Origin of the sequence: Streptomyces sp. NBC_01255 (genome assembly GCF_036226445.1) — a bacterium.
In the GTDB taxonomy this organism is placed as follows: domain Bacteria; phylum Actinomycetota; class Actinomycetes; order Streptomycetales; family Streptomycetaceae; genus Streptomyces.
Genome location: NZ_CP108474.1, coordinates 2,428,968 through 2,450,128, shown reverse-complemented (window position 1 = coordinate 2,450,128; position 21,161 = coordinate 2,428,968). Strand labels below are relative to the sequence as shown.

The following is a 21,161-nucleotide window of genomic DNA, read 5'->3' as shown; positions in this document are numbered from 1 at the left end:
CCACCGAAACGGAAAGGGCCGGGACGCAATGACGACCACCCACGCCTTCTGGCTCGCCGGCCGCGAGGCCACCGGCGAGGCCACCTTCGACGTCACGAACTCCTTCGACGGACGTCTGGTCGGCAAGGTCAGCGTGCCCACCGAGGCCCAGGTCGAGGAGGCCGTCGCCGCCGCGCACGCCGTCGTCGACGAGTTCGCCGCGACCCCGGCGCACGTCCGCGCCGCCGCCCTCGACCACGTGTCGAAGCGGCTCGCCGAGCGCACCGAGGAGATCGCTCTCCTGATCTCCGCCGAGAACGGCAAGCCCATCAAGTGGGCCCGCGGCGAGGTCGGCCGTGCCGTCTCCGTCTTCCGTTTCGCCGCCGAGGAGGCCCGCCGCTGGAACGCCGGCGAGGCCCAGCGCCTGGACACCGAGGCCGGCGGCGCGGGCCGCCTCGCCCTCACCCGCCGGATCCCCAAGGGCGTCGTCCTCGGCATCGCGCCGTTCAACTTCCCGCTGAACCTCAGCGCCCACAAGGTCGCCCCGGCCATCGCCGTCGGCGCCCCGATCATCCTCAAGCCGGCCCCGTCGACCCCGATCTCCTCCCTGATCCTGGGCGAGATCCTGGCCGAGACCGAGCTGCCGGCCGGCTCCTGGTCGATCCTGACCGTGCCGAACGACCGCATGCCCGCCCTCGTCAAGGACGAGCGCCTCCCGGTGATCTCCTTCACCGGGTCGGACAAGGTCGGCTACGCCATCCAGGAGTCGGTGCCGCACAAGCACTGCACCCTGGAGCTCGGCGGCAACGCCGCGGCCGTCGTCCTGCCCGACTGGTCCTCCGAGGCCGACCTGGACTGGGCGGCGAGCCGTATCGCCACCTTCTCCAACTACCAGGGCGGCCAGTCCTGCATCTCCGTGCAGCGCGTGATCGCCGACGCCTCGGTCTACGACCGCCTGGTGCCGAAGATCGTCGCCGCCGTCGAGGCCCAGGTCACCGGTGACCCGTCCGACGCCGCCACCGACGTCGGCCCGCTGGTCGACGAGGCCGCCGCGCAGCGCGTCGAGTCCTGGGTCGACGAGGCCGTCGCCGCGGGCGCCAAGCTCCTCACCGGCGGCAAGCGCGAGGGTGCCACCTACGCCCCGACCGTCCTCGCCGAGCTCCCCGAGGGCGTCACCCTGGCCCGCGCCGAGGTCTTCGGCCCGGTCCTCACGATCGCCAAGGTCGACGGCGAGGCCGAGGCCTTCGCCGCGGTCAACGACTCCGACTTCGGCCTCCAGGCGGGCGTCTTCACGCGCGACCTGCAGACCGCCTTCCGCGCCCACCGCGCACTGGAGGTCGGCGGCGTGATCGTCGGCGACGTCCCGTCCTACCGCGCCGACCAGATGCCGTACGGCGGTGCCAAGCGCTCCGGCGTCGGCCGCGAGGGCGTCAAGTTCGCGATGGACGACTACACGTACGAGCGCGTCCTGGTCCTGACGGGCCTCGCGCTGTAAGTCGTACGCCACGAGGCCAGGCGGCCCGAGCCCACTGTGCGGGGGCTCGGGCCGTCTTTCGTCATGCCACGGGCGCGTCGACGAGGCGGACGACCTCGGCCGGCTTCGCGCGGAAGGCCTTGTTCGCCGCGTCCGCCGCCGTCATGTGCGGGGCGACGTCGTGCGCGGCGAGCGCCTCGGCCGAGGCCCAGCGCTCGATCAGGACGAAGCGGTCGGGGTCGTCGGCCACCCGGTGGAGGTCGTACCGCAGGCAGCCCTCCTCCGCCCGTACGAGCGGTGCGAGCGCCTCGAAGGCGGCGACCTGGTCCGCGCCCCTGCCGGGCAGTGTGGCGATGTGGATGATGAGCTTGATCGGCTGCGACATGGCGGGGACCCTACGCGTCGCCACGCCCCGGCGGCCGGGGCGTCTCGTCAGGAGGACACGGCGCGAACGCTCCCTCTCGTCTTTCCGAACCCGTGGAAATCGGGTACGACGGACAGACAGCCCGAGGAGGTGTTCATGTCCGCCCCCACCCAGCGGCCCAAGGTCACGGCACGCGAAGCCCGGCAGACCGCCGAGGCCGCGCGCGAGCAGGACTGGCACAAGCCGAGCTTCGCCAAGGAACTCTTCCTCGGCCGGTTCCGCCTGGACCTCATCCACCCCCACCCGCTCCCCGCCGACGAGGACGTCCGGCGCGGGGAGGCCTTCCTCGCGACCCTCCGGACGTTCTGCGAGACCCGGATCGACGGCGCCCGCATCGAGCGCGAGGCCCGCATCCCCGACGAGACGATCACCGGCCTCAAGGAGATCGGCGCGCTCGGGATGAAGATCGACCCGGCGTACGGCGGTCTCGGCCTCACCCAGCTGTACTACAACCGTGCCCTGGCCCTCGTCGGCTCCGCGAGCCCCGCCGTCGGCGCCCTGCTCTCCGCGCATCAGTCGATCGGCGTACCGCAGCCGCTGAAACTCTTCGGCACGCAGGCCCAGAAGGACGCCTTCCTGCCCCGCCTCGCCCGTACGGACCTCTCCGCCTTCCTCCTCACCGAGCCCGACGTCGGCTCCGACCCGGCCCGCCTCGCCACCACCGCCGTGCCGGAGGACGGCGACGGGGACGACACGTACGTCCTCGACGGGGTGAAGCTGTGGACCACCAACGGCGTCGTCGCCGACCTGCTGGTCGTCATGGCCCGCGTGCCCGCATCCGAGGGCCACCGCGGCGGCATCACCGCCTTCGTCGTCGAGGCCGACTCGCCCGGCATCACCGTCGAGCACCGCAACGCCTTCATGGGCCTGCGCGGCCTGGAGAACGGCCTCACCCGCTTCCACCGCGTCCGCGTCCCGGCCGGCAACCGCATCGGCCCCGAGGGCAGCGGACTGAAGATCGCCCTCACCACCCTCAACACCGGTCGTCTCTCGCTCCCCGCCGCGTGCGCGGGCGCCGGCAAGTGGTGCCTGAAGATCGCCCGTGAATGGTCGGGGGTCCGCGAGCAGTGGGGCGGGCCCGTCGCCCGCCACGAGGCCGTCGGCACCAAGATCTCCTTCATCGCGGCCACCACCTTCGCCCTGGAGGCCGTCGTCGACCTCGCCTCGCAGCTGGCCGACGAGGACCGCAACGACATCCGCATCGAGGCCGCCCTCGCCAAGCTGTACGCCTCCGAGATGGCGTGGCTGATCGCCGACGAACTGGTCCAGATCCGCGGCGGCCGCGGCTACGAGACAGCCGACTCCCTCGCCGCCCGCGGCGAACGCGCCGTCCCCGCCGAGCAGGTCCTGCGCGACCTGCGGATCAACCGGATCTTCGAGGGCTCGACGGAGATCATGCACCTGCTGATCGCCCGCGAGGCCGTCGACGCCCACCTCTCCGTCGCCGGCGACCTCATCGACCCCGGGAAGTCCCTCGCCGACAAGGCGCGGGCCGGCGCCAAGGCCGGCGGCTTCTACGCCCGCTGGCTGCCCGGACTCGTCGCCGGGCCCGGGCAACTGCCCCGGGCGTACGGGGAGTTCGGCGACCTCGCCGGTCACCTCCGGTACGTCGAGCGGACCTCCCGCAAGCTCGCCCGCTCGACCTTCTACGCGATGTCCCGCTGGCAGGGCCGCATGGAGCTCAAGCAGGCCTTCCTCGGGCGGATCGTCGACATCGGCGCCGAACTCTTCGCGATGAGCGCCGCCTGCGTACGGGCCGAACTCCTCCGCACCACCGGCGACCACGGCCGGGAGGCGCACGAGCTCGCGGACGTCTTCTGCCGCCAGTCCCGGCTGCGGACCGAGGAACTCTTCGGACGCCTCTGGTCCAACACCGACGACCTCGACAGGCGGATCGTCGAGGGCGTCCTCGACGGCCGGTACACCTGGCTGGAGGCCGGCATCGTCGACCCCGGCGACGACGGTCCGTGGATCGCGGACGCCACCCCGGGGCCGTCGACCGAGGAGAACGTCCACCGCAGGATCCCCTGAGGCGCCCGCCCGGTGACCGCCCTCCGCCCGCCCCCGTTCCGCCATGCGGAACGCGGGGCCGCCCGCCCCGCCCACACGGCAGGATGACGCCCGTGACCGTCATCGACATCCCCGGCTCCAAGTCCGTCACCGCCCGCGCGCTTTTCCTCGCCGCCGCCGCGGAGGGCACCACGACCCTCCTCAGGCCGCTCGTCTCCGACGACACCGAGGGCTTCGCCGAAGGTCTCGCCGCGCTCGGCTACGAGGTCCGCCGCGAGCCCGGCGCCTGGCACATCGAGGGTCGGCCCGACGGCCCCGGCGCGGACACGGCCGAGGTCTACTGCCGCGACGGCGCCACCACCGCCCGCTTCCTGCCCACCCTCGTGGCCGCGGGCCGCGGCGCGTACCGCTTCGACGCCTCCGCGCAGATGCGAGGCCGTCCTCTCGGACCCTTGTCGACGGCTCTGCGTACTCTCGGTGTCGATCTGCGGCACCTGGAGAAGGAGGGCCACCACCCGCTCGCCGTCCACGCCCACGGCGTGAAGGGCGGCGCGCTCACCCTCGACGCCGGGCAGTCCTCCCAGTACCTGACGGCCCTGCTCATGCTGGGCCCGCTCACCGCCGAGGGCCTCGACATCACCGTCACCGACCTGGTCTCGGAGCCGTACGTCGAGATCACCCTCGCGATGATGCGGGCCTTCGGGGCCGACGTACGCCAGGAGGGCCGTACGTACCGGGTCGCCCCCACCGGCTACCGGGCGAGGACCTACGGCGTCGAGCCCGACGCCTCCACCGCCAGCTACTTCTTCGCCGCGGCCGCCCTCGAACCGGGCCGCTCCGTCACCGTCCCCGGCCTCGGCACCGGCGCCCTCCAGGGCGACCTGGCCTTCGTCGACGTCCTGCGCCGCATGGGCGCCGACGTCGAGATCACCGACTCCGGGACGACCGTCCGCTCCACCGGCACCCTGCGCGGACTCACCGTCAACATGCGGGACATCTCCGACACCATGCCGACCCTCGCCGCGCTCGCGCCCTTCGCCGAAGGACCCGTCCGCATCGAGGACGTCGCCAACACCCGGGTCAAGGAGTGCGACCGCCTCGACGCCTGCGCCGACAACCTGCGCCGCCTCGGCATCACCGTCCGCACCGGCCCCGACTGGATCGAGATCCACCCCGGCACCCCCACCGGACCCGTCGAGATCGCCACCCACGGCGACCACCGGATCGTCATGTCCTTCGCGGTCACGGCCCTGCGCACCCCCGGGATCACCTTCGACGACCCCGGCTGTGTGAAGAAGACCTTCCCCGACTTCCACCGGGTCTTCGACGCGTTTGTCCACACCCCGTGAAGACCGCACAGCGTTTGCGGCAAGAATGGGGGGCATGAGCGACCGCCCCTCTCCTCTCGCCGATCCCCACATCGCCTTCGACGTCTCCGAAGGACGCCGGGACATCGTCGTCCTCGGCTCGACCGGGTCCATCGGCACCCAGGCCATCGACCTGGTGCTGCGCAACCCCGACCGCTTCCGGGTCACCGCCCTGGCCGCCTCCGGCGGCCGGGTCGCCCTGCTCGCCGAGCAGGCGCACCGGCTGAAGGTCGCCGCGGTCGCGGTCGCCCGTGAGGAGGTGCTGCCCGAGCTGCGCGACGCGCTGAAGGCGCTGTACGGTTCCGAGCCGCTGCCCGAGCTCCTGGCGGGCCCCGACGCCGCCACCCAGCTGGCCGCCTCCCCGTGCCACACCGTGCTCAACGGCATCACCGGCTCCATCGGCCTCGCGCCCACGCTCGCCGCCCTCGAAGCCGGCCGCACCCTCGCCCTCGCCAACAAGGAGTCGCTGATCGTCGGCGGCCCGCTGGTCAAGGCACTCGCGAAACCGGGGCAGATCATCCCGGTCGACTCCGAGCACGCGGCCCTCTTCCAGGCGCTCGCCGCCGGCACCCGCGCCGACGTCCGCAAGCTGGTCGTCACGGCCTCCGGCGGCCCCTTCCGCGGCCGTACGCGCGAGCAGCTGGCCGACGTCACCCGCGAGGACGCGCTCGCCCACCCGACCTGGGCCATGGGCCCGGTGATCACGGTGAACAGCGCCACCCTGGTGAACAAGGGCCTCGAAGTCATCGAGGCACACCTGCTGTACGACATCCCCTTCGACCGCATCGAGGTCGTCGTGCACCCCCAGTCGTACGTCCACTCGATGGTGGAGTTCACGGACGGCTCCACGCTCGCCCAGGCGACCCCGCCCGACATGCGCGGCCCCATCGCCATCGGCATCGGCTGGCCCGAGCGCGTCCCGGACGCGGCCCCGGCCTTCGACTGGACCAAGGCCTCCACCTGGGAGTTCTTCCCGCTCGACACGGAGGCCTTCCCGTCGGTCGGCCTGGCGCGGCACGTCGGCGAGCTGGGCGGCACGGCCCCCGCCGTCTTCAACGCGGCGAACGAGGAGTGCGTCGAGGCGTTTCTCGCCGGGCGGCTGCCGTTCAACGGAATCATGGATACGGTCACAGCGGTCGTCGCGGAGCACGGCGTTCCCGGTACGGGAACCTCCCTCACCGTCCCGGACGTCCTCGAAGCGGAGACCTGGGCACGGGCCCGGGCCCGTGAACTGGCGGCGAAGGCAACGGCGGAGGCGCGCGCATGACCGAAGTGCTCTTGTACATCCTCGGCATCGTGCTGTTCGCGCTTGGACTGCTCGTCTCCATCGCGTGGCACGAGCTGGGCCACCTCTCCACCGCCAAGCTCTTCGGCATCCGCGTGCCGCAGTACATGGTCGGCTTCGGCCCCACGATCTGGTCGAAGAAGCGGGGCGAGACCGAGTACGGCATCAAGGCCATCCCCGCCGGCGGCTACATCCGCATGATCGGCATGTTCCCGCCGGGCGAGGACGGCAAGATCGAGGCCCGCTCCACCTCGCCCTGGCGCTCGATGATCGAGGACGCCCGCGAGGCCTCCTACGAGGAGCTGAAGCCCGGCGACGAGTCCCGGCTCTTCTACACGCGCAAGCCGTGGAAGCGCGTGATCGTGATGTTCGCCGGACCGTTCATGAACCTGGTCCTGGCGGCGGCGCTGTTCTTCGGTTCGATGATGACGCTGGGCATCGAGGGCCAGACGACCAAGGTCGCCGGCGTCCAGAAGTGCGTCATCAAGCAGAGCGAGAACCGCGAGAAGTGCGCTGCGAGTGACCCCGTCTCCCCGGCCTTCCGGGCGGGCCTGAAGGAGGGCGACCAGATCGTCGCCTTCAACGGCGCGCCGGTGGGGGACTGGGACACGCTCTCGGACCGCATCCGCGACACCATCGGCGCGGCGACGATCACCGTCGAGCGGGACGGGCAGCGCGTCGACCTGCACCCGACGCTCGTCTCCAACAAGGTGCCGATGAAGGACGAGGACGGCCAGGTCGTCCAGCCGCTCCAGTACATCGACGCCGGCTACCTCGGCTTCGCCTCGAAGACCGAGGTCGCCGCCCTCAGCTTCGGCGAGACCACCGAACGGATGTCCGACCTGCTGGAGAACGGTGTCCAGTCGGTCATCGCCCTCCCCGGCAAGATCCCCGGCCTCTGGGACGCCACCTTCGGCGACGGAGAGCGCGCCAAGGACTCCCCGGTCGGCGTCGTCGGCGCGGCCCGGCTCACCGGTGAACTCATGAACGTCGAGGCGCCGCCGACGACGATCCTCGTGATGTTCATGAACCTCCTGGTGTTCTTCAACGTCTCGTTGTTCCTGTTCAACATGCTTCCGCTGCTGCCGCTCGACGGCGGCCACATCGCGGGCGCGCTGTGGGAGTCCGTACGCCGCCACACGGCCCGGATCTTCAAGCGACCCGACCCGGGCCCGTTCGACGTGGCCAAACTGATGCCCGCCGCGTACGTGGTGGCCGGCGTCTTCGTCTGCTTCACGCTGCTCGTTCTCGCCGCCGACATCGTCAACCCGGTGAGACTGACGTAGCGCCTGTCCCAGCTCCCCAGGGGGCCCGACCCGCTGGTGTCGGGGCCCCCGCCCCCGGGGCGGTAACCTCGGAGACCTGAGCCCGCCGACGCACAACCTTGAGGTTGCACAAAAGATGACCGCGATTTCTCTCGGTATCCCGACCGTCCCGACCCGGCTCGCCGAGCGGCGCAAGAGCCGCCAGATCCAGGTCGGCAGCGTGGCCGTCGGCGGTGACGCCCCCGTCTCCGTGCAGTCGATGACGACGACCCGCACCTCCGACATCGGCGCCACGCTCCAGCAGATCGCCGAGCTGACCGCCTCCGGCTGCCAGATCGTGCGCGTGGCCTGCCCGACGCAGGACGACGCCGACGCGCTCGCCACGATCGCCCGGAAGTCGTCGATCCCGGTGATCGCCGACATCCACTTCCAGCCGAAGTACGTCTTCGCCGCGATCGACGCGGGCTGCGCGGCCGTCCGCGTCAACCCGGGCAACATCAAGCAGTTCGACGACAAGGTCAAGGAGATCGCCAAGGCGGCCGGCGACGCCGGCACCCCGATCCGGATCGGCGTCAACGCCGGATCGCTCGACGCGCGCCTCCTGAAGAAGTACGGCAAGGCCACCCCCGAGGCGCTCGTCGAGTCCGCCCTCTGGGAGGCCGGCCTCTTCGAGGAGCACGGCTTCCGCGACATCAAGATCTCGGTCAAGCACAACGACCCGGTGGTCATGGTTGAGGCCTACCGTCAGCTCGCCGCCCAGTCCGACTATCCGCTGCACCTCGGCGTCACCGAGGCGGGCCCGGCCTTCCAGGGCACCATCAAGTCGGCCGTCGCCTTCGGCGCCCTGCTCTCCCAGGGCATCGGCGACACCATCCGCGTCTCGCTCTCCGCGCCGCCGGTCGAGGAGATCAAGGTCGGCATCCAGATCCTGGAGTCGCTGAACCTGCGCCAGCGCCGCCTGGAGATCGTCTCCTGCCCGTCCTGCGGCCGCGCCCAGGTCGACGTCTACAAGCTCGCGGAGGAGGTCACCGCCGGCCTCGACGGCATGACCGTCCCGCTGCGCGTCGCCGTCATGGGCTGCGTCGTCAACGGCCCCGGCGAGGCCCGCGAGGCCGACCTCGGCGTCGCCTCCGGCAACGGCAAGGGCCAGATCTTCGTGAAGGGCGAGGTCATCAAGACCGTCCCCGAGTCGAAGATCGTCGAGACCCTCATCGAAGAGGCGCTCAAGATCGCCGAGCAGATGGAGAAGGACGGGGTCGCCAGCGGCGAGCCGTTCGTCGCCGTCGCCGGCTAGCAGGCGGGATCTTCACACGAAGCCCCTCCACCCCACCGGGTGGAGGGGTTTCGTGTGCGTGACAGGCTTCTCCACAGGGCGCAGGGGTAAAGTGCGGAGACCAGCAGATCCGTACCGTGAGGCCCCCTCGTGCTGACAGAGACCACCACCCGGGTCCTCGAACCCGCCGACCTCGGCGCCGCCCTGGCCGTCCTGGAGAGCGCCCCCGTCGAGAACGCCTTCGTGACCGCCCGCGTCCAGGTCGCCGGGCTCGATCCCTGGCGGCTCGGCGGCGAGATGTGGGGCTGGTACGCCGAGGGGCGGCTGCGCTCGCTCTGCTACTCCGGCGCCAACCTCGTCCCCATCTGCGCCACCCCCGAGGCCGTCCGCGCCTTCGCCGACCGGGCCCGCAGGATCGGCCGCCGCTGCTCCTCGATCGTCGGCCCCGTCGAGCCCACCACCGACCTGTGGCGGCTCCTGGAGCCCAGCTGGGGCCCGGCGAGGGACATCCGCGCCCGCCAGCCGCTGATGATCGCCGAGGAGCCCTCGACGACGGTCGCCGCCGATCCGCTGGTCCGCCGCGTCCGCAAGGACGAGATGGACGCGATCATGCCAGCCTGCGTCGCCATGTTCACCGAAGAGGTCGGCGTCTCCCCGCTCGCGAACGACGGCGGACTGCTCTACCAGGCCCGGGTCGCCGAGCTCGTCGGTGCGGGCCGCTCCTTCGCCCGGATCGAGGACGGCAAGGTCGTCTTCAAGGCCGAGATCGGCGCCGCGACCCGCCAGGCCTGCCAGATCCAGGGCGTCTGGGTCGCCCCCGAGCACCGCGGCAAGGGCCTGTCGGAGACGGGCATGGCCGCCGTCCTCCAGTACGCCCTCACCGACGTCGCCCCCGTGGTCAGCCTGTACGTCAACGACTACAACACCCCCGCCAGGGCCTCGTACCGCCGCGTCGGCTTCCGGGAGACCGGCGCCTTCATGAGCGTGCTGTTCTAGGGGGCTTGTAGGGTGCGCCGCATGGATGACGCAGACGTCGTGATCGGACCGGTCAATCTCGCCGCCCGGGTGGACGAGGCCCTCGCCGTGCAGGCGGTCGCCTTCGGCCTGGACCAGGACGAGGTCGCCGTGCGCCGCCACATCGTCCTGCGCCACCTCATGAGCCCCGGCGCCTGCTCCTACGGCGCCACCACGCCCGACGGGCGGCTCGTCGGCTTCGTGTACGGCATGCCCAACGACCGTACGCACTGGTGGTCCACGGTCGTGGAGCCGTACCTGCGCGCCACGGGCACCGCCGACTGGCTCGACGGCTCCTTCGTCATCACCGAACTCCACGTCCACCCCGACTTCCAGGGGCGGGGCGTGGGCAGCGAGCTGATCACCACGATCACGGACAAGGCCGACGAGTCGCGTTCGATCCTCTCCGCCATCGACACCGATTCCCCGGCCCGCGGTCTCTACCGCGCCCTCGGATACGACGACCTCGCCCGCCAGGTGCACTTTCCGAGCGCCGCCCGCCCGTACGCGGTGATGGGAGCCGCGCTGCCGCTCAAGCGCCGTAACTGATTTCTCCGAGGAGGGGCGGCCCGGCTAACCTCGGGCCATCACCCTTCCCCCGGCAGGAGTACGAGAACCATGGCCAACGTTCCGGTCCAGCGCATGTCGAAGTTGATGGCGAAGACGCTGCGCGACGACCCGGCGGACGCCGAGGTCCTCAGCCACAAGCTCCTCGTCCGCGCCGGCTACGTCCGCCGTACCGCCGCCGGCATCTGGAGCTGGCTGCCCCTCGGCCTGAAGGTGCTCGCCAACGTCGAGCGCGTCGTCCGCGAGGAGATGGACGCCATCGGCGCGCAGGAGGTCCTGCTGCCCGCTCTGCTGCCCCGCGAGCCCTACGAGGCGACCGGCCGCTGGGAGGAGTACGGCGCCGAGCTCTTCCGCCTCCAGGACCGCAAGGGCACCGACTACCTCCTGGGCCCGACCCACGAGGAGATCTTCACCCTCCTGGTGAAGGACCAGTGCTCGTCCTACAAGGACCTGCCGGTCATCCTCTACCAGATCCAGAACAAGTACCGCGACGAGGCCCGCCCCCGCGCCGGCGTCCTGCGCGGCCGCGAGTTCCTCATGAAGGACTCGTACTCCTTCGACACCGAGGACGAGGGCCTCGCCGAGTCGTACGGTCTGCACCGCCAGGCCTACCAGCGGATCTTCGAGCGCCTCGGCCTCGACTACCGCATCGTCGCGGCCACCGCCGGCGCGATGGGCGGCTCGAAGTCCGAGGAGTTCCTGGCCCCGGCCGAGGCCGGCGAGGACACCTTCGCCGACTGCCCGAACTGCGACTTCGCGGCCAACACCGAGGCGATCTCCTACGAGCTCGCGCCGGTCGACGGCTCCGCCGTCCCGGCCGCCGAGGAGATCCCCACCCCCGACACCCCGACCATCGAGACGCTCGCCGCCTCGCTCGGCGTGCCGGCCTCCGCCACGCTCAAGAACCTCCTGGTCAAGGTCGACGGCGAGATCGTCGCCGTGGGCGTCCCCGGCGACCGCGAGGTCGACCTGGGCAAGGTCGAGGAGCACTTCGCGCCGGCGACCGTAGAGATGGTCACGGAGTCGGACTTCGCCGCGCGCGCGGACCTGGTGCGCGGCTACGTCGGCCCGCAGGGCCTGGAGAAGGTGACCTACATCGCCGACCCGCGCGTCGCGCCGGGCACGGCGTGGATCACCGGCGCCAACAAGGACGGCATGCACGCGAAGAACGTGGTCGCGGGCCGTGACTTCGAGGTCGACGAGTACGTCGACGTCGTGGTCGTGCTGGAGGGCGACCCGTGCCCGAAGTGCGGCACCGGCCTGAAGCTGGACCGCGCCATCGAGATCGGCCACATCTTCCAGCTGGGCCGCAAGTACGCCGACGCCCTCAAGCTCGACGTCCTCGGCCGGCAGGGCAAGCCGGTCCGCGTGACCATGGGCTCGTACGGCATCGGCGTCACGCGCGCCGTGGCCGCCCTTGCCGAGCAGACCGCCGACGAGAAGGGCCTGTGCTGGTCCGCCGAGGTCGCCCCGGCCGACGTCCACGTCGTCGCCGCCGGCAAGGCCCTCCAGACCGAGCTGGCCCTGGAGGTCTCCGACAAGCTGGCCGCCGCCGGCCTCCGCGTCCTGGTCGACGACCGCGCGGGCGTCTCCCCGGGCGTCAAGTTCACCGACGCGGAGCTCATCGGCGTCCCGAAGATCCTGGTCGCGGGCCGCCGCTCCGGCGAGGGCGTCGTGGAGCTGAAGGACCGCCGCACTGGCGAGCGCGAGGAGCTCACGGTCGACGAGGCGATCGCCCGCCTGACGGCCTGACGGCCGCACACGCGACGGAGGGGCCGGGCCCGCGTGGCCCGGCCCCTCCGCCGTGCCGCGTGCGGCTCGGCCGCGTGGGGCTCACTCGGGGACGCCGTCCTCCCGCGGGGACGGCTCCACCGACGCACCCGTCAGGTCCTCCACCGCCTCCGCCGCGTCCACCCGCCCCTTCAGGTACGCCTCGCTCAGCGGCGCGGTCACCGGCTCCGGGCCGCCCGCCACCGCCTCGACCGCCCCGGGCGCCGGCGCCGCACGCTCCAGGAACCTCAGCAGTTCCACCGGGATCGGCAGGACCAGCGTCGAGTTCTTCTCCGCCGACACCGCCATCACCGTCTGCAGCAGTCGCAGCTGGAGCGCCGCCGGCTGCGCCGACATCACCCCCGCCGCCGCGGCCAGCTTCTTCGACGCCTGGAGCTCCGCGTCCGCGTTGATCACCCGCGCCCGCCGCTCCCGGTCCGCCTCCGCCTGCCGTGCCATCGAGCGCTTCATCGTCTCCGGCAGCGAGACGTCCTTGATCTCGACCCGGTCGATGGCGACGCCCCAGCCCATCGCCGGGCTGTCGAGCATCAGCTCGAGGCCCTGGTTGAGCTTCTCCCGGTTGGACAGCAGATCGTCCAGGTCGCTCTTGCCGATGATCGACCGCAGCGAGGTCTGCGCCATTTGCGAGACCGCGAACTTGTAGTCCTCCACCCGGACCAGCGCGTCCGCCGCGTCGACCACTTTGAAGTACACGACCGCGTCCACCCGCACCGTGACGTTGTCCCGGGTGATGCCCTCCTGCGCGGGCACCGGCATCGTGACGATCTGCATGTTGACCTTGTGGAGGCGGTCGACGACCGGAACGATCATCGTGAAGCCGGGCGCACGGATCTCCTCGCGCAGCCGTCCGAAGCGGAAGACGACCCCGCGCTCGTACTGCTTCACCACCCGCGCCGCCGCACCCGCGTACACCGCGACCGCCGCGGCCGTGCCGGCCACCGCCACCAGCAGCTCTTCGATCATCACGGCCCCCTGGAGCCGAGCCGGTCGCACGCCGAGGACCGGCGAACGTTACAAAAAGGGTATTCCCCTACAGCCAGCTCGCGAACTCCATGAGCAGCTCGGCGTCCTGCCGCCGCCCCGCCGTGAACGCCCGCGTCCCCGACTCGACCGCGCGGAACAGCGTCCAGCCGCGCAGCCGCTCCCGGTCCATGTCCAGGGAGTCCGCCAGCTTGTTCACCCGCCGCCGGGCGGTAGAGGCGCCCGCCGAGGCGCCCACCAGGTCCTCCACCCGGTCGCGGACGAGCCGCGCCAGGTCGTAGGCGCGCTCGCCGACGAGCGGCTCGGGCCCGACGGCGAGCCAGGGGGCCCGGTCGCCGCCCAGCACCTTGCCCTGGCGGAAGCAGCCGTGCAGCAGCAACGACTCGTCCGGGGCCGCCACCAGCTCCTCGCGGGCGGCGAGCGCCGCCGCGGTCAGCTCACCGGCCGCCGGGTCCGCGCGGTACGGCTCCATCGCCGCGGCCTGCCGCGCCGTCCGCTCGGCCACCGACTCGAAGCCGTGCCCCGCCGGCGGCTCGACCCACAGCTTCCGTACGGTCCCCGCGGCCTCCAGGAGCGCCTTGGCCTCCGGCAGGGAGCGCAGCGACACCTCGGGATGCAGCCGTTCGAGGACGAGGCCGCCCTCGGCCGTCTCGTCGAGCAGCCGGACGGCGCCCCAGCCGTTCCAGTGCGCCAGCGCGTCCCGCTCCAGCTCCGGCCGGGCGGCCGGCGGCGCGATCTTGAGGGCGGCGGGGGAGTCGTCGGAGCGCCGGACGAGGAGGACCAGACTGCTCCGCCCGCCGGGGGCCATCACCCGCTCGGCGTCGAGGGACGCCCGGTCGAGCATGGTCCGCGTGTGCTCCGGCAGCGGCCCGAGCCACTCGGCCGCCGCGGTGTCCCCGTACGTCTCGCCGAGCGCCCGTACGAGTCGCTGCGGCGGTTCGAAAGCCATGCGTGCGTTGTCCTTCTGACGTTCGGTCGGTCCCGGTCGGTCCCCGGTCGGGGGCGGACTCACACCCGCTCGGCGAGCCCAGGAAAGGTTACGTCGCTGCCGCGCCAGCGGACGGCGCGTACCGCCGCCTCCCGCAGCGCGGCGGCCGCGTCGCGCCGCAGCGGGCCCTCGGAGGCCCTGACGAGGTCGGAGTAGACCCCGGCCACCCGGTCCTCCAGGACGGCCGCCAGCCGCACGGCGCCGGCCGCGTCGGCGACCCGGAACGGCAGCTCGTACGCGGCGGCCGCGACCACCGGCGCGCCGCCGAGGTCACGCACGGTGCGGCGCAGCGCGTCCCGGCGGGCCCGGTGGGCCTCGTACGCGGCGGTGGCCTCCGCCCGGCGTGCCGTGCCGATCCGGCCGCCGACGACCCCGTACCCGTACACCGCCGCGTGCTCGGCGGCCAGGGCCGCCCGGGCGGCGTCGAGGGCGCTCATGCCGGTGCTCCTTCGGTCAGCAGGTAGGCGTGCGCGGCGCCGGCCGCCGCCACGGAGGCGAGCAGCCTGGCGTACTCGGGCGGGGCCGTGAGCAGGGCGTTCGTGTGTCCGTCGGAGGCCTTGCGCACGGCCGCCGCGAGTTCCTTGAGGGCCGCGCGGGGGTCGGCCGGGACCGGTACGGGGGCGGGTGCCGCCGCCGATGCGGATGGCGATGTCGATGTCGATGTCGATGTCGAAGGGGAGGCGGTCACGGGCTTCACCGTCGTCCCGCCCTCGCCCAGGGCCTTCGCGTGCGCCGCCACCGAGCGCCGCAGCGGGGTCAGCCGGGGCGCGAGGGCGGGATGGGCGGCGAGCACCGCGTCGTAACGTTCCAGCAGGTTCCGCGCGGCGGTCACCGAGCGGAGCCGCAGCGCCGCCTCGGCGCGCGCCACCCGTTCGGCCTCCAGCTCGGCGGCGCTCGGCCGCCGCGCGTTCTCGCCGTCACCGGAGGAGGTGCAGCCCACGAGGGCCGTCGCGCCCGCCGCCGCGCCCGCCCTGAGGAGTGCGCGCCTGCCCGTCGTCGTCACGCTCTCTCCCTCGTCCGTCGTCCGTCGTCGAAGATCGTCGAGATCACCGCAGGCGAGCGTACCCGCGGGCCCCGGGGCGGTGGACGGCAACACCCTCCGGGACCGGATACCCTTTGGTCTGACACGCGACGACACGCGACGAACCCACAACAGCACACGCGGCCGAGGAGTCACCCGGATGAGCACCACCCAGAGCGACAGGCTGCGCGGACTCCTTGAGCCGCTCGTCCACGCGAAGGACCTGGATCTGGAAGAGATCGAGGTGTCCCGGGCCGGCCGTCGCGGACTGCTGCGGGTGGTCGTCGACTCGGAAGAGGGCGTGGAGCTGGACGTCTGCGCCGAGCTGAGCCGTGAGATCTCCGAGAAGCTCGACGAGACCGACGTGATGGGCGAGGGCGAGTACGTCCTCGAAGTCAGCTCCCCCGGCGCCGACCGCCCCCTGACCGAGCACCGCCACTACGTCCGGGCGACCGGTCGGCTGGCCAAGCTCCAGCTCGTCGAGGGCGACGAACTCGTCGCCCGGATCCTCGCCGTGGACGAGGACGGCCTCGACCTCGAAGTGCCGGGCGTGAAGGGGCGCAAGCCCACCGCCCGCCGGGTCGAGTTCGCCGACATCGCCAAGGCGCGTGTCGAGATCGAGTTCAACCGCAAGGACAAGAAGGAAGAGGAGGCGTAGCCGTGGACATCGACGTGAAGCTGCTCAAGGGCTTGGCGACCGAGAAGGAGATCTCCTTCGAACTGCTGGTCGAGGCGATCGAGTCGGCCCTCCTCATCGCCTACCACCGCACCCCCGACGCCCGCCGCCACGCGCGCGTGGAGCTGAACCGGCAGACCGGTCACGTGACGGTGTGGGCGAAGGAAGACCCCTCCGAGCTGGAGGAGGGCCAGGAGCCCAAGGACTTCGACGACACCCCGTCGGACTTCGGCCGGATCGCGGCGAGCACGGCTCGCCAGGTGATCCAGCAGCGTCTGCGGGACGCCGAGAACGACGTGACGTTCGGCGAGTACGCGCGCCGCGAGGGCGACGTCGTCGCCGGTGTGGTGCAGCAGGGCAAGGACCCGAAGAACGTCCTGGTCCGTCTGGACGACAAGCTGGAGGCCATCCTTCCGGTGCAGGAGCAGGTGCCGGGCGAGGACTACTCGCACGGTCTGCGGCTGCGGACGTACGTCGTCCGGGTGGCCCGCGGTGTCCGCGGTCCGTCCGTCACCCTCTCGCGCACGCACCCCAATCTGGTGAAGAAGCTCTTCGCCCTGGAGGTGCCGGAGATCGCCGACGGTTCCGTCGAGATCTCGGCCATCGCGCGTGAGGCCGGTCACCGCACCAAGATCGCCGTGCGTTCCACCCGTTCGGGCCTGAACGCCAAGGGCGCCTGCATCGGCCCGATGGGCAGCCGCGTCCGCAACGTGATGGCGGAGCTGCTCGGCGAGAAGATCGACATCGTCGACTGGTCGGACGACCCGGCCGAGATGGTGGCGAACGCGCTCTCCCCGGCGCGGGTCTCCAGGGTCGAGGTCGTGGACCTGGCCGCCCGGTCCGCCCGGGTGACGGTGCCCGACTACCAGCTGTCGCTGGCGATCGGCAAGGAGGGCCAGAACGCCCGCCTGGCCGCGCGCCTCACCGGCTGGCGGATCGACATCCGTCCGGACACGGAGCCGACCGGTCCGCAGGACTGAGACCGCTTTTTGGCCAACAGCTGTTCGATTCTTGCCCCGAACGGGTGAGGTCGGTACGGGGAGGTAGACTTAATCGTGTCTGGCCGGACGCAAGCCCGCGTATGCCCTGAACGAACCTGTGTGGGATGTCGGGAGCGAGCGGCCAAGAGCGATCTACTGCGGATCGTGGTGAAAAAGGAAGAGTGTGTTCCGGATCATCGCGGTACGCTGCCCGGCCGGGGTGCGTACCTGCACCCCGCCGTGGTCTGTCTCGACCTGGCGGTCCGCCGCCGAGCGTTCCCGAGGGCCTTCAAGGTCCAGGGCCCACTCGACACCGCGGAACTCCGTCACCACGTCGAGAGGCCGGCACCGCAGTGAAGAAGTACGGCACGGATCACCGTGCGGTCAGGTACCTCGCGAGTTGGAAGTAGGTCGAGATTGCGATGAGCACTCGATGAGTACGCGATGAGTACGCCCATGAAGTAGCGACGGTCCGGCGGTAACCGGACCTAAAAGGAGCGAAGTGGCTAAGGTCCGGGTATACGAACTCGCCAAGGAGTTCGGCGTAGAGAGCAAGGTCGTCATGGCCAAGCTCCAAGAACTCGGTGAATTCGTCCGTTCGGCGTCCTCGACTATCGAGGCGCCGGTCGTGCGCAAGTTGACTGACGCTTTGCAGGGTCCCGGCGGCAACGCCGGCAAGACCGCTGCCAAGCCCGGCGCGCCCCGCAAGGCAGCGCCCTCCCCCGCCGCGCCGAAGCCGGCTGCGGCATCCCCCGCGCCGTCCCCGGCGCAGGCTGTACGTCCCTCGGCCCCGAAGCCTGGAGCGCCCGCCCCGGCGGCGCCCAAGCCCGTGGTCGCGGAGAAGCCCGCCGCGGCGCCCACCTCGGGCTCGCGTCCCACCCCGGGTCCGAAGCCCCCGGCCGCGCCCAAGCCGGCGCCGGCCTCCCCGGCTCCGACGACTCCGGAGTTCACCGCGCCTCCGGCGGCCCCGGCCGCCGCACAGCGTCCCTCCGGCGCGACCCCGGGCCCCCGCCCGGCGGCTGCCCGCCCCGCCCAGCAGGCCCCGCGCCAGCAGGGTCAGGGCCAGGGTGCCCCGCGTCCGCAGGGCCAGGGTGCCCCGCGTCCGGGCGGTGCCCGTCCGGCCGGTCCGCGTCCGGGCAACAACCCGTTCACCTCGGGTGGCTCCACCGGCATGGCGCGCCCGCAGGCGCCCCGTCCCGGTGGCGGCGCCCCGCGTCCGCAGGGCGGCCCCGGCGCCGCTCCGGGCGCTCCGCGTCCGCAGGGTGGCCCCGGTGGCGCCCCGCGTCCGCAGGGCCAGGGCGGCGCGCGTCCCACCCCCGGTGGCATGCCGCGTCCCCAGGCTCCCCGTCCGGGCGGCGCGCCCGGCGGTAACCGTCCGAACCCGGGCATGATGCCGCAGCGTCCCGCTGCCGGCCCGCGCCCCGGTCCCGGCGGTGGCGGCCGTGGTCCCGGTGGCCCCGGCGGTCGTCCGGGTGGTCCCGGCGGTGGCGGCGGCGCTCGTCCCGGCTTCGCCGGTCGTCCGGCCGGTCCCGGCGGTGGCGGCGGCGGCTTCGCCGGTCGTCCCGGTGGTCCCGGTGGCGGCGGCGGCGGTCGTCCGGGTGGTCCCGGCGGCGGTGGCGGCGGCTTCGGCGGTCGTCCCGGTGGCTTCGGTGGCCGTCCCGGCGGTCCGGGTGGACGTGGTGGCACGCAGGGCGCCTTCGGTCGCCCCGGCGGTCCCGCGCGTCGTGGTCGCAAGTCGAAGCGTCAGAGGCGCCAGGAGTACGAGGCCATGCAGGCCCCGTCCGTGGGCGGCGTGATGCTTCCCCGCGGTGGCGGCGAGGTCATTCGCCTGTCGCGCGGTGCGTCCCTCACCGACTTCGCCGAGAAGATCGGCGCCAACCCGGCGTCGCTCGTCGCGGTGATGATGAACCTCGGCGAGATGGTCACGGCGACGCAGTCGGTCTCCGACGACACGCTGACGATGCTCGGCGAGGAGATGAACTACACCGTTCAGATCGTCTCGCCGGAGGAAGAGGACCGCGAGCTCCTCGAGTCCTTCGACATCGAGTTCGGCGAGGACGAGGGTGGCGAAGAGGCTCTGGTCTCCCGTCCGCCGGTCGTCACCGTCATGGGTCACGTCGACCACGGTAAGACCCGACTTCTCGACGCGATCCGCAAGACGAACGTCGTCGCGGGCGAGGCCGGTGGCATCACCCAGCACATCGGTGCCTACCAGGTGGGTACCGAGGTCAACGGCGAAGAGCGTCGCATCACCTTCATCGACACCCCGGGTCACGAGGCGTTCACCGCCATGCGTGCCCGTGGTGCGAAGTCGACCGACATCGCGATCCTCGTGGTCGCGGCCAACGACGGCGTCATGCCGCAGACGATCGAGGCGCTCAACCACGCCAAGGCCGCCGGCGTCCCGATCGTCGTCGCGGTGAACAAGATCGACGTCGAGGGTGCGGACCCGACCAAGGTCCGCGGTCAGCTGACCGAGTTCGGTCTGGTGGCCGAGGAGTACGGCGGCGACACGATGTTCGTCGACATCTCCGCCAAGCAGGGTCTGCACATCGACTCCCTGCTGGAGGCCGTCGTCCTCACCGCCGACGCCTCGCTCGACCTGCGGGCCAACCCGAACCAGGACGCGCAGGGTATTGCGATCGAGTCCCACCTCGACCGTGGTCGTGGTGCCGTCTCGACCGTCCTGGTCCAGCGCGGAACGCTGCGCATCGGCGACACCGTGGTGGTCGGCGACGCGTACGGCCGCGTCCGGGCGATGCTCGACGACAAGGGCAACAACGTCGAGGAGGCGACCCCGTCGACTCCCGTCCTGGTGCTCGGTCTCACCAACGTGCCGGGTGCCGGCGACAACCTCCTGGTGGTCGACGAGGACCGTACGGCGCGTCAGATCGCCGAGAAGCGTGCTGCGCGTGAGCGCAACGCCGCCTTCGCCAAGCGCGTTCGCCGGGTGTCCCTCGAGGACCTCGACAAGGTGCTCAAGGCCGGTCTCGTCCAGGAACTCAACCTCATCATCAAGGGCGACGCGTCCGGTGCGGTCGAGGCCCTCGAGGCTTCGCTGCTCCAGCTCGACGTCGGCGAAGAGGTCGACATCCGTGTCCTGCACCGCGGTGTGGGTGCGGTCACCGAGTCGGACATCGACCTGGCCATGGGCTCCGACGCCATCGTCATCGGCTACAACGTCCGCGCTGCGGGCCGCGCGGCGCAGATGGCGGAGCGCGAAGGCGTCGACGTCCGGTACTACTCGGTGATCTACCAGGCCATCGAGGAGATCGAGGCGGCCCTGAAGGGTCTCCTCAAGCCGGAGTACGAAGAGGTCGAGCTCGGTACGGCGGAGATCCGCGAGGTCTTCCGCTCGTCCAAGCTGGGCAACATCGCCGGTGTCCTCATCCGCTCCGGCGAGGTCAAGCGCAACACCAAGGCGCGCCTCGTCCGCGACGGCAAGGTCATCGCCGAGGACCTCACGATCCACGGTCTGCGCCGCTTCAAGGACGACGTCACCGAGATCCGCGAAGGCTTCGAGGGCGGTATCAACCTCGGAAACTTCAACGACATCAAGATCGACGACGTCATCGCGACGTACGAGATGCGCGAGAAGCCCCGCGCCTGATCGCGTCCGATCGCAGTAGCGAGCCGGGGCCGGTCGGTGGAAGATATTCCGTCGATCGGCCCCGGCCGTTGCGTGTACGGTTCTGGTGTTCCTGCCGAGCGACGGCCCGGCAGGCCACCGAACCCGAACCGGCGGGACATCCGGCACCACATGTACGTGGGGACTCTGTCCTTCGATCTGCTCCTCGGCGACGTTCACTCGCTCAAGGAGAAACGCTCCGTGGTCCGCCCCATCGTCGCCGAGCTCCAGCGCAAGTTCTCTGTGAGCGCGGCCGAGGTAGGCGACCAGGACCTCCACCGCAGGGCCCGGCTGGGCGTCTCGCTGGTGTCCGGGGACCCGGGGTTCGTATCGGACGTGCTCGACCGCTGTGAGCGGCTCGTCGCCGCGCGTCCCGAGGTGGAGCTGCTTTCGGTGCGCCGAAGGCTCCACACTGATGAAGACTGAATGAGCAAGGCA

19 protein-coding genes are annotated in these 21,161 nt (G+C 71.8%); 14 read left to right on the top strand and 5 right to left on the bottom strand.

The annotated features are described in order from the left end of the window. Positions 1–28: 28 nt before the first annotated feature. Positions 29–1,474 (top strand): aldehyde dehydrogenase family protein, encoded by a 1,446-nt coding sequence (locus OG357_RS10570; protein ID WP_329620915.1) that lies wholly within the window; start codon positions 29–31, stop codon positions 1,472–1,474. Between the two features lie 61 nt (positions 1,475–1,535). Here the strand turns inward: OG357_RS10570 and OG357_RS10565 are convergent, their stop codons facing one another. Further along, on the bottom strand, positions 1,536–1,838 hold the full coding sequence (locus tag OG357_RS10565; RefSeq protein ID WP_329620914.1) for a putative quinol monooxygenase: 303 nt from the start codon (positions 1,836–1,838) through the stop codon (positions 1,536–1,538). A gap of 135 nt (positions 1,839–1,973) precedes the next feature. Here OG357_RS10565 and OG357_RS10560 point away from each other — a divergent pair, with 135 nt between their 5' ends. The 8 genes from OG357_RS10560 to OG357_RS10525 all read left to right on the top strand — a co-directional run bounded on the left by OG357_RS10560 (position 1,974) and on the right by OG357_RS10525 (position 12,410). After that, positions 1,974–3,908, top strand: coding sequence for an acyl-CoA dehydrogenase family protein (locus OG357_RS10560; protein ID WP_329620913.1), 1,935 nt, complete (start codon positions 1,974–1,976; stop codon positions 3,906–3,908). 92 nt (positions 3,909–4,000) lie between these two features. Then, a complete protein-coding gene (gene aroA / locus OG357_RS10555) occupies positions 4,001–5,236 on the top strand; it encodes a 3-phosphoshikimate 1-carboxyvinyltransferase (protein ID WP_329620912.1) in 1,236 nt (411 codons plus the stop codon). A 34-nt stretch (positions 5,237–5,270) separates the two neighbouring features. After that, positions 5,271–6,521, top strand: coding sequence for a 1-deoxy-D-xylulose-5-phosphate reductoisomerase (gene dxr / locus OG357_RS10550; RefSeq protein ID WP_329620911.1), 1,251 nt, complete (start codon positions 5,271–5,273; stop codon positions 6,519–6,521). After that, complete coding sequence (locus tag OG357_RS10545) at positions 6,518–7,825, top strand: M50 family metallopeptidase (protein ID WP_329620910.1); 1,308 nt, start codon at positions 6,518–6,520, stop codon at positions 7,823–7,825. Before dxr ends, OG357_RS10545 begins: the two co-directional genes overlap by 4 nt. 115 nt (positions 7,826–7,940) lie before the next feature. Next, positions 7,941–9,098, top strand: a complete 1,158-nt coding sequence (ispG, locus tag OG357_RS10540) for a flavodoxin-dependent (E)-4-hydroxy-3-methylbut-2-enyl-diphosphate synthase (protein WP_317599647.1) — start codon at positions 7,941–7,943, stop codon at positions 9,096–9,098. A gap of 129 nt (positions 9,099–9,227) precedes the next feature. After that, positions 9,228–10,073: a GNAT family N-acetyltransferase gene (locus OG357_RS10535; protein WP_329620909.1), complete on the top strand. Its 846-nt coding sequence runs from the start codon at positions 9,228–9,230 to the stop codon at positions 10,071–10,073. 21 nt (positions 10,074–10,094) lie between these two features. Then, positions 10,095–10,640, top strand: coding sequence for a GNAT family N-acetyltransferase (locus OG357_RS10530; protein WP_329620908.1), 546 nt, complete (start codon positions 10,095–10,097; stop codon positions 10,638–10,640). Between the two features lie 69 nt (positions 10,641–10,709). Then, a complete protein-coding gene (locus OG357_RS10525; RefSeq protein WP_329620907.1) occupies positions 10,710–12,410 on the top strand; it encodes a proline--tRNA ligase in 1,701 nt (566 codons plus the stop codon). 81 nt (positions 12,411–12,491) lie between these two features. Here OG357_RS10525 and OG357_RS10520 read toward each other — a convergent pair whose 3' ends face one another. The 4 genes from OG357_RS10520 to OG357_RS10505 all read right to left on the bottom strand — a co-directional run bounded on the left by OG357_RS10520 (position 12,492) and on the right by OG357_RS10505 (position 15,421). After that, positions 12,492–13,412 carry a slipin family protein gene (locus OG357_RS10520; protein WP_329620906.1) on the bottom strand — a complete coding sequence of 307 codons (921 nt, stop codon included), beginning with the start codon at positions 13,410–13,412 and terminating at the stop codon, positions 12,492–12,494. Between the two features lie 67 nt (positions 13,413–13,479). Further along, positions 13,480–14,379 carry an aminoglycoside phosphotransferase family protein gene (locus tag OG357_RS10515; RefSeq protein WP_329620905.1) on the bottom strand — a complete coding sequence of 300 codons (900 nt, stop codon included), beginning with the start codon at positions 14,377–14,379 and terminating at the stop codon, positions 13,480–13,482. 59 nt (positions 14,380–14,438) lie between these two features. Next, entirely contained in the window at positions 14,439–14,855 is a 417-nt protein-coding gene (locus tag OG357_RS10510; RefSeq protein WP_329620904.1) for a ferritin-like domain-containing protein, read from the bottom strand. Beyond that, positions 14,852–15,421 carry a hypothetical protein gene (locus OG357_RS10505; protein ID WP_329620903.1) on the bottom strand — a complete coding sequence of 190 codons (570 nt, stop codon included), beginning with the start codon at positions 15,419–15,421 and terminating at the stop codon, positions 14,852–14,854. Before OG357_RS10505 ends, OG357_RS10510 begins: the two co-directional genes overlap by 4 nt. A gap of 178 nt (positions 15,422–15,599) precedes the next feature. Between OG357_RS10505 and rimP the strand changes: the two genes are divergently transcribed. From rimP to OG357_RS10480, 5 genes are all read left to right on the top strand, one after another. Then, positions 15,600–16,097 carry a ribosome maturation factor RimP gene (gene rimP / locus OG357_RS10500; protein ID WP_317599660.1) on the top strand — a complete coding sequence of 166 codons (498 nt, stop codon included), beginning with the start codon at positions 15,600–15,602 and terminating at the stop codon, positions 16,095–16,097. A 2-nt stretch (positions 16,098–16,099) separates the two neighbouring features. Continuing rightward, on the top strand, positions 16,100–17,095 hold the full coding sequence (gene nusA, locus OG357_RS10495) for a transcription termination factor NusA (RefSeq protein WP_329620902.1): 996 nt from the start codon (positions 16,100–16,102) through the stop codon (positions 17,093–17,095). Between the two features lie 75 nt (positions 17,096–17,170). Next, on the top strand, positions 17,171–17,452 hold the full coding sequence (locus OG357_RS10490) for a YlxR family protein (protein WP_329620901.1): 282 nt from the start codon (positions 17,171–17,173) through the stop codon (positions 17,450–17,452). Between the two features lie 145 nt (positions 17,453–17,597). Further along, positions 17,598–20,705 (top strand): translation initiation factor IF-2, encoded by a 3,108-nt coding sequence (infB, locus tag OG357_RS10485; protein WP_329620900.1) that lies wholly within the window; start codon positions 17,598–17,600, stop codon positions 20,703–20,705. 150 nt (positions 20,706–20,855) lie between these two features. Beyond that, the gene (locus OG357_RS10480) at positions 20,856–21,149 is read left to right on the top strand and encodes a DUF503 domain-containing protein (protein WP_317599667.1); all 294 of its coding nucleotides are present in this window, start codon (positions 20,856–20,858) and stop codon (positions 21,147–21,149) included. Positions 21,150–21,161 lie beyond the last annotated feature (12 nt).

What these genes read in the sequence shown, in the direction of transcription:
- OG357_RS10570 (WP_329620915.1), top strand. Translation starts at nt 29, where the DNA reads ATGACGACCACCCACGCCTTCTGGCTCGCCGGCCGCGAGGCCACCGGC.
- OG357_RS10565 (WP_329620914.1), bottom strand. Translation starts at nt 1,838, where the DNA reads ATGTCGCAGCCGATCAAGCTCATCATCCACATCGCCACACTGCCCGGC.
- OG357_RS10560 (WP_329620913.1), top strand. Translation starts at nt 1,974, where the DNA reads ATGTCCGCCCCCACCCAGCGGCCCAAGGTCACGGCACGCGAAGCCCGG.
- dxr (WP_329620911.1), top strand. Translation starts at nt 5,271, where the DNA reads ATGAGCGACCGCCCCTCTCCTCTCGCCGATCCCCACATCGCCTTCGAC.
- OG357_RS10545 (WP_329620910.1), top strand. Translation starts at nt 6,518, where the DNA reads ATGACCGAAGTGCTCTTGTACATCCTCGGCATCGTGCTGTTCGCGCTT.
- ispG (WP_317599647.1), top strand. Translation starts at nt 7,941, where the DNA reads ATGACCGCGATTTCTCTCGGTATCCCGACCGTCCCGACCCGGCTCGCC.
- OG357_RS10530 (WP_329620908.1), top strand. Translation starts at nt 10,095, where the DNA reads ATGGATGACGCAGACGTCGTGATCGGACCGGTCAATCTCGCCGCCCGG.
- OG357_RS10525 (WP_329620907.1), top strand. Translation starts at nt 10,710, where the DNA reads ATGGCCAACGTTCCGGTCCAGCGCATGTCGAAGTTGATGGCGAAGACG.
- OG357_RS10520 (WP_329620906.1), bottom strand. Translation starts at nt 13,412, where the DNA reads ATGATCGAAGAGCTGCTGGTGGCGGTGGCCGGCACGGCCGCGGCGGTC.
- OG357_RS10515 (WP_329620905.1), bottom strand. Translation starts at nt 14,379, where the DNA reads ATGGCTTTCGAACCGCCGCAGCGACTCGTACGGGCGCTCGGCGAGACG.
- OG357_RS10510 (WP_329620904.1), bottom strand. Translation starts at nt 14,855, where the DNA reads ATGAGCGCCCTCGACGCCGCCCGGGCGGCCCTGGCCGCCGAGCACGCG.
- rimP (WP_317599660.1), top strand. Translation starts at nt 15,600, where the DNA reads ATGAGCACCACCCAGAGCGACAGGCTGCGCGGACTCCTTGAGCCGCTC.
- OG357_RS10480 (WP_317599667.1), top strand. Translation starts at nt 20,856, where the DNA reads ATGTACGTGGGGACTCTGTCCTTCGATCTGCTCCTCGGCGACGTTCAC.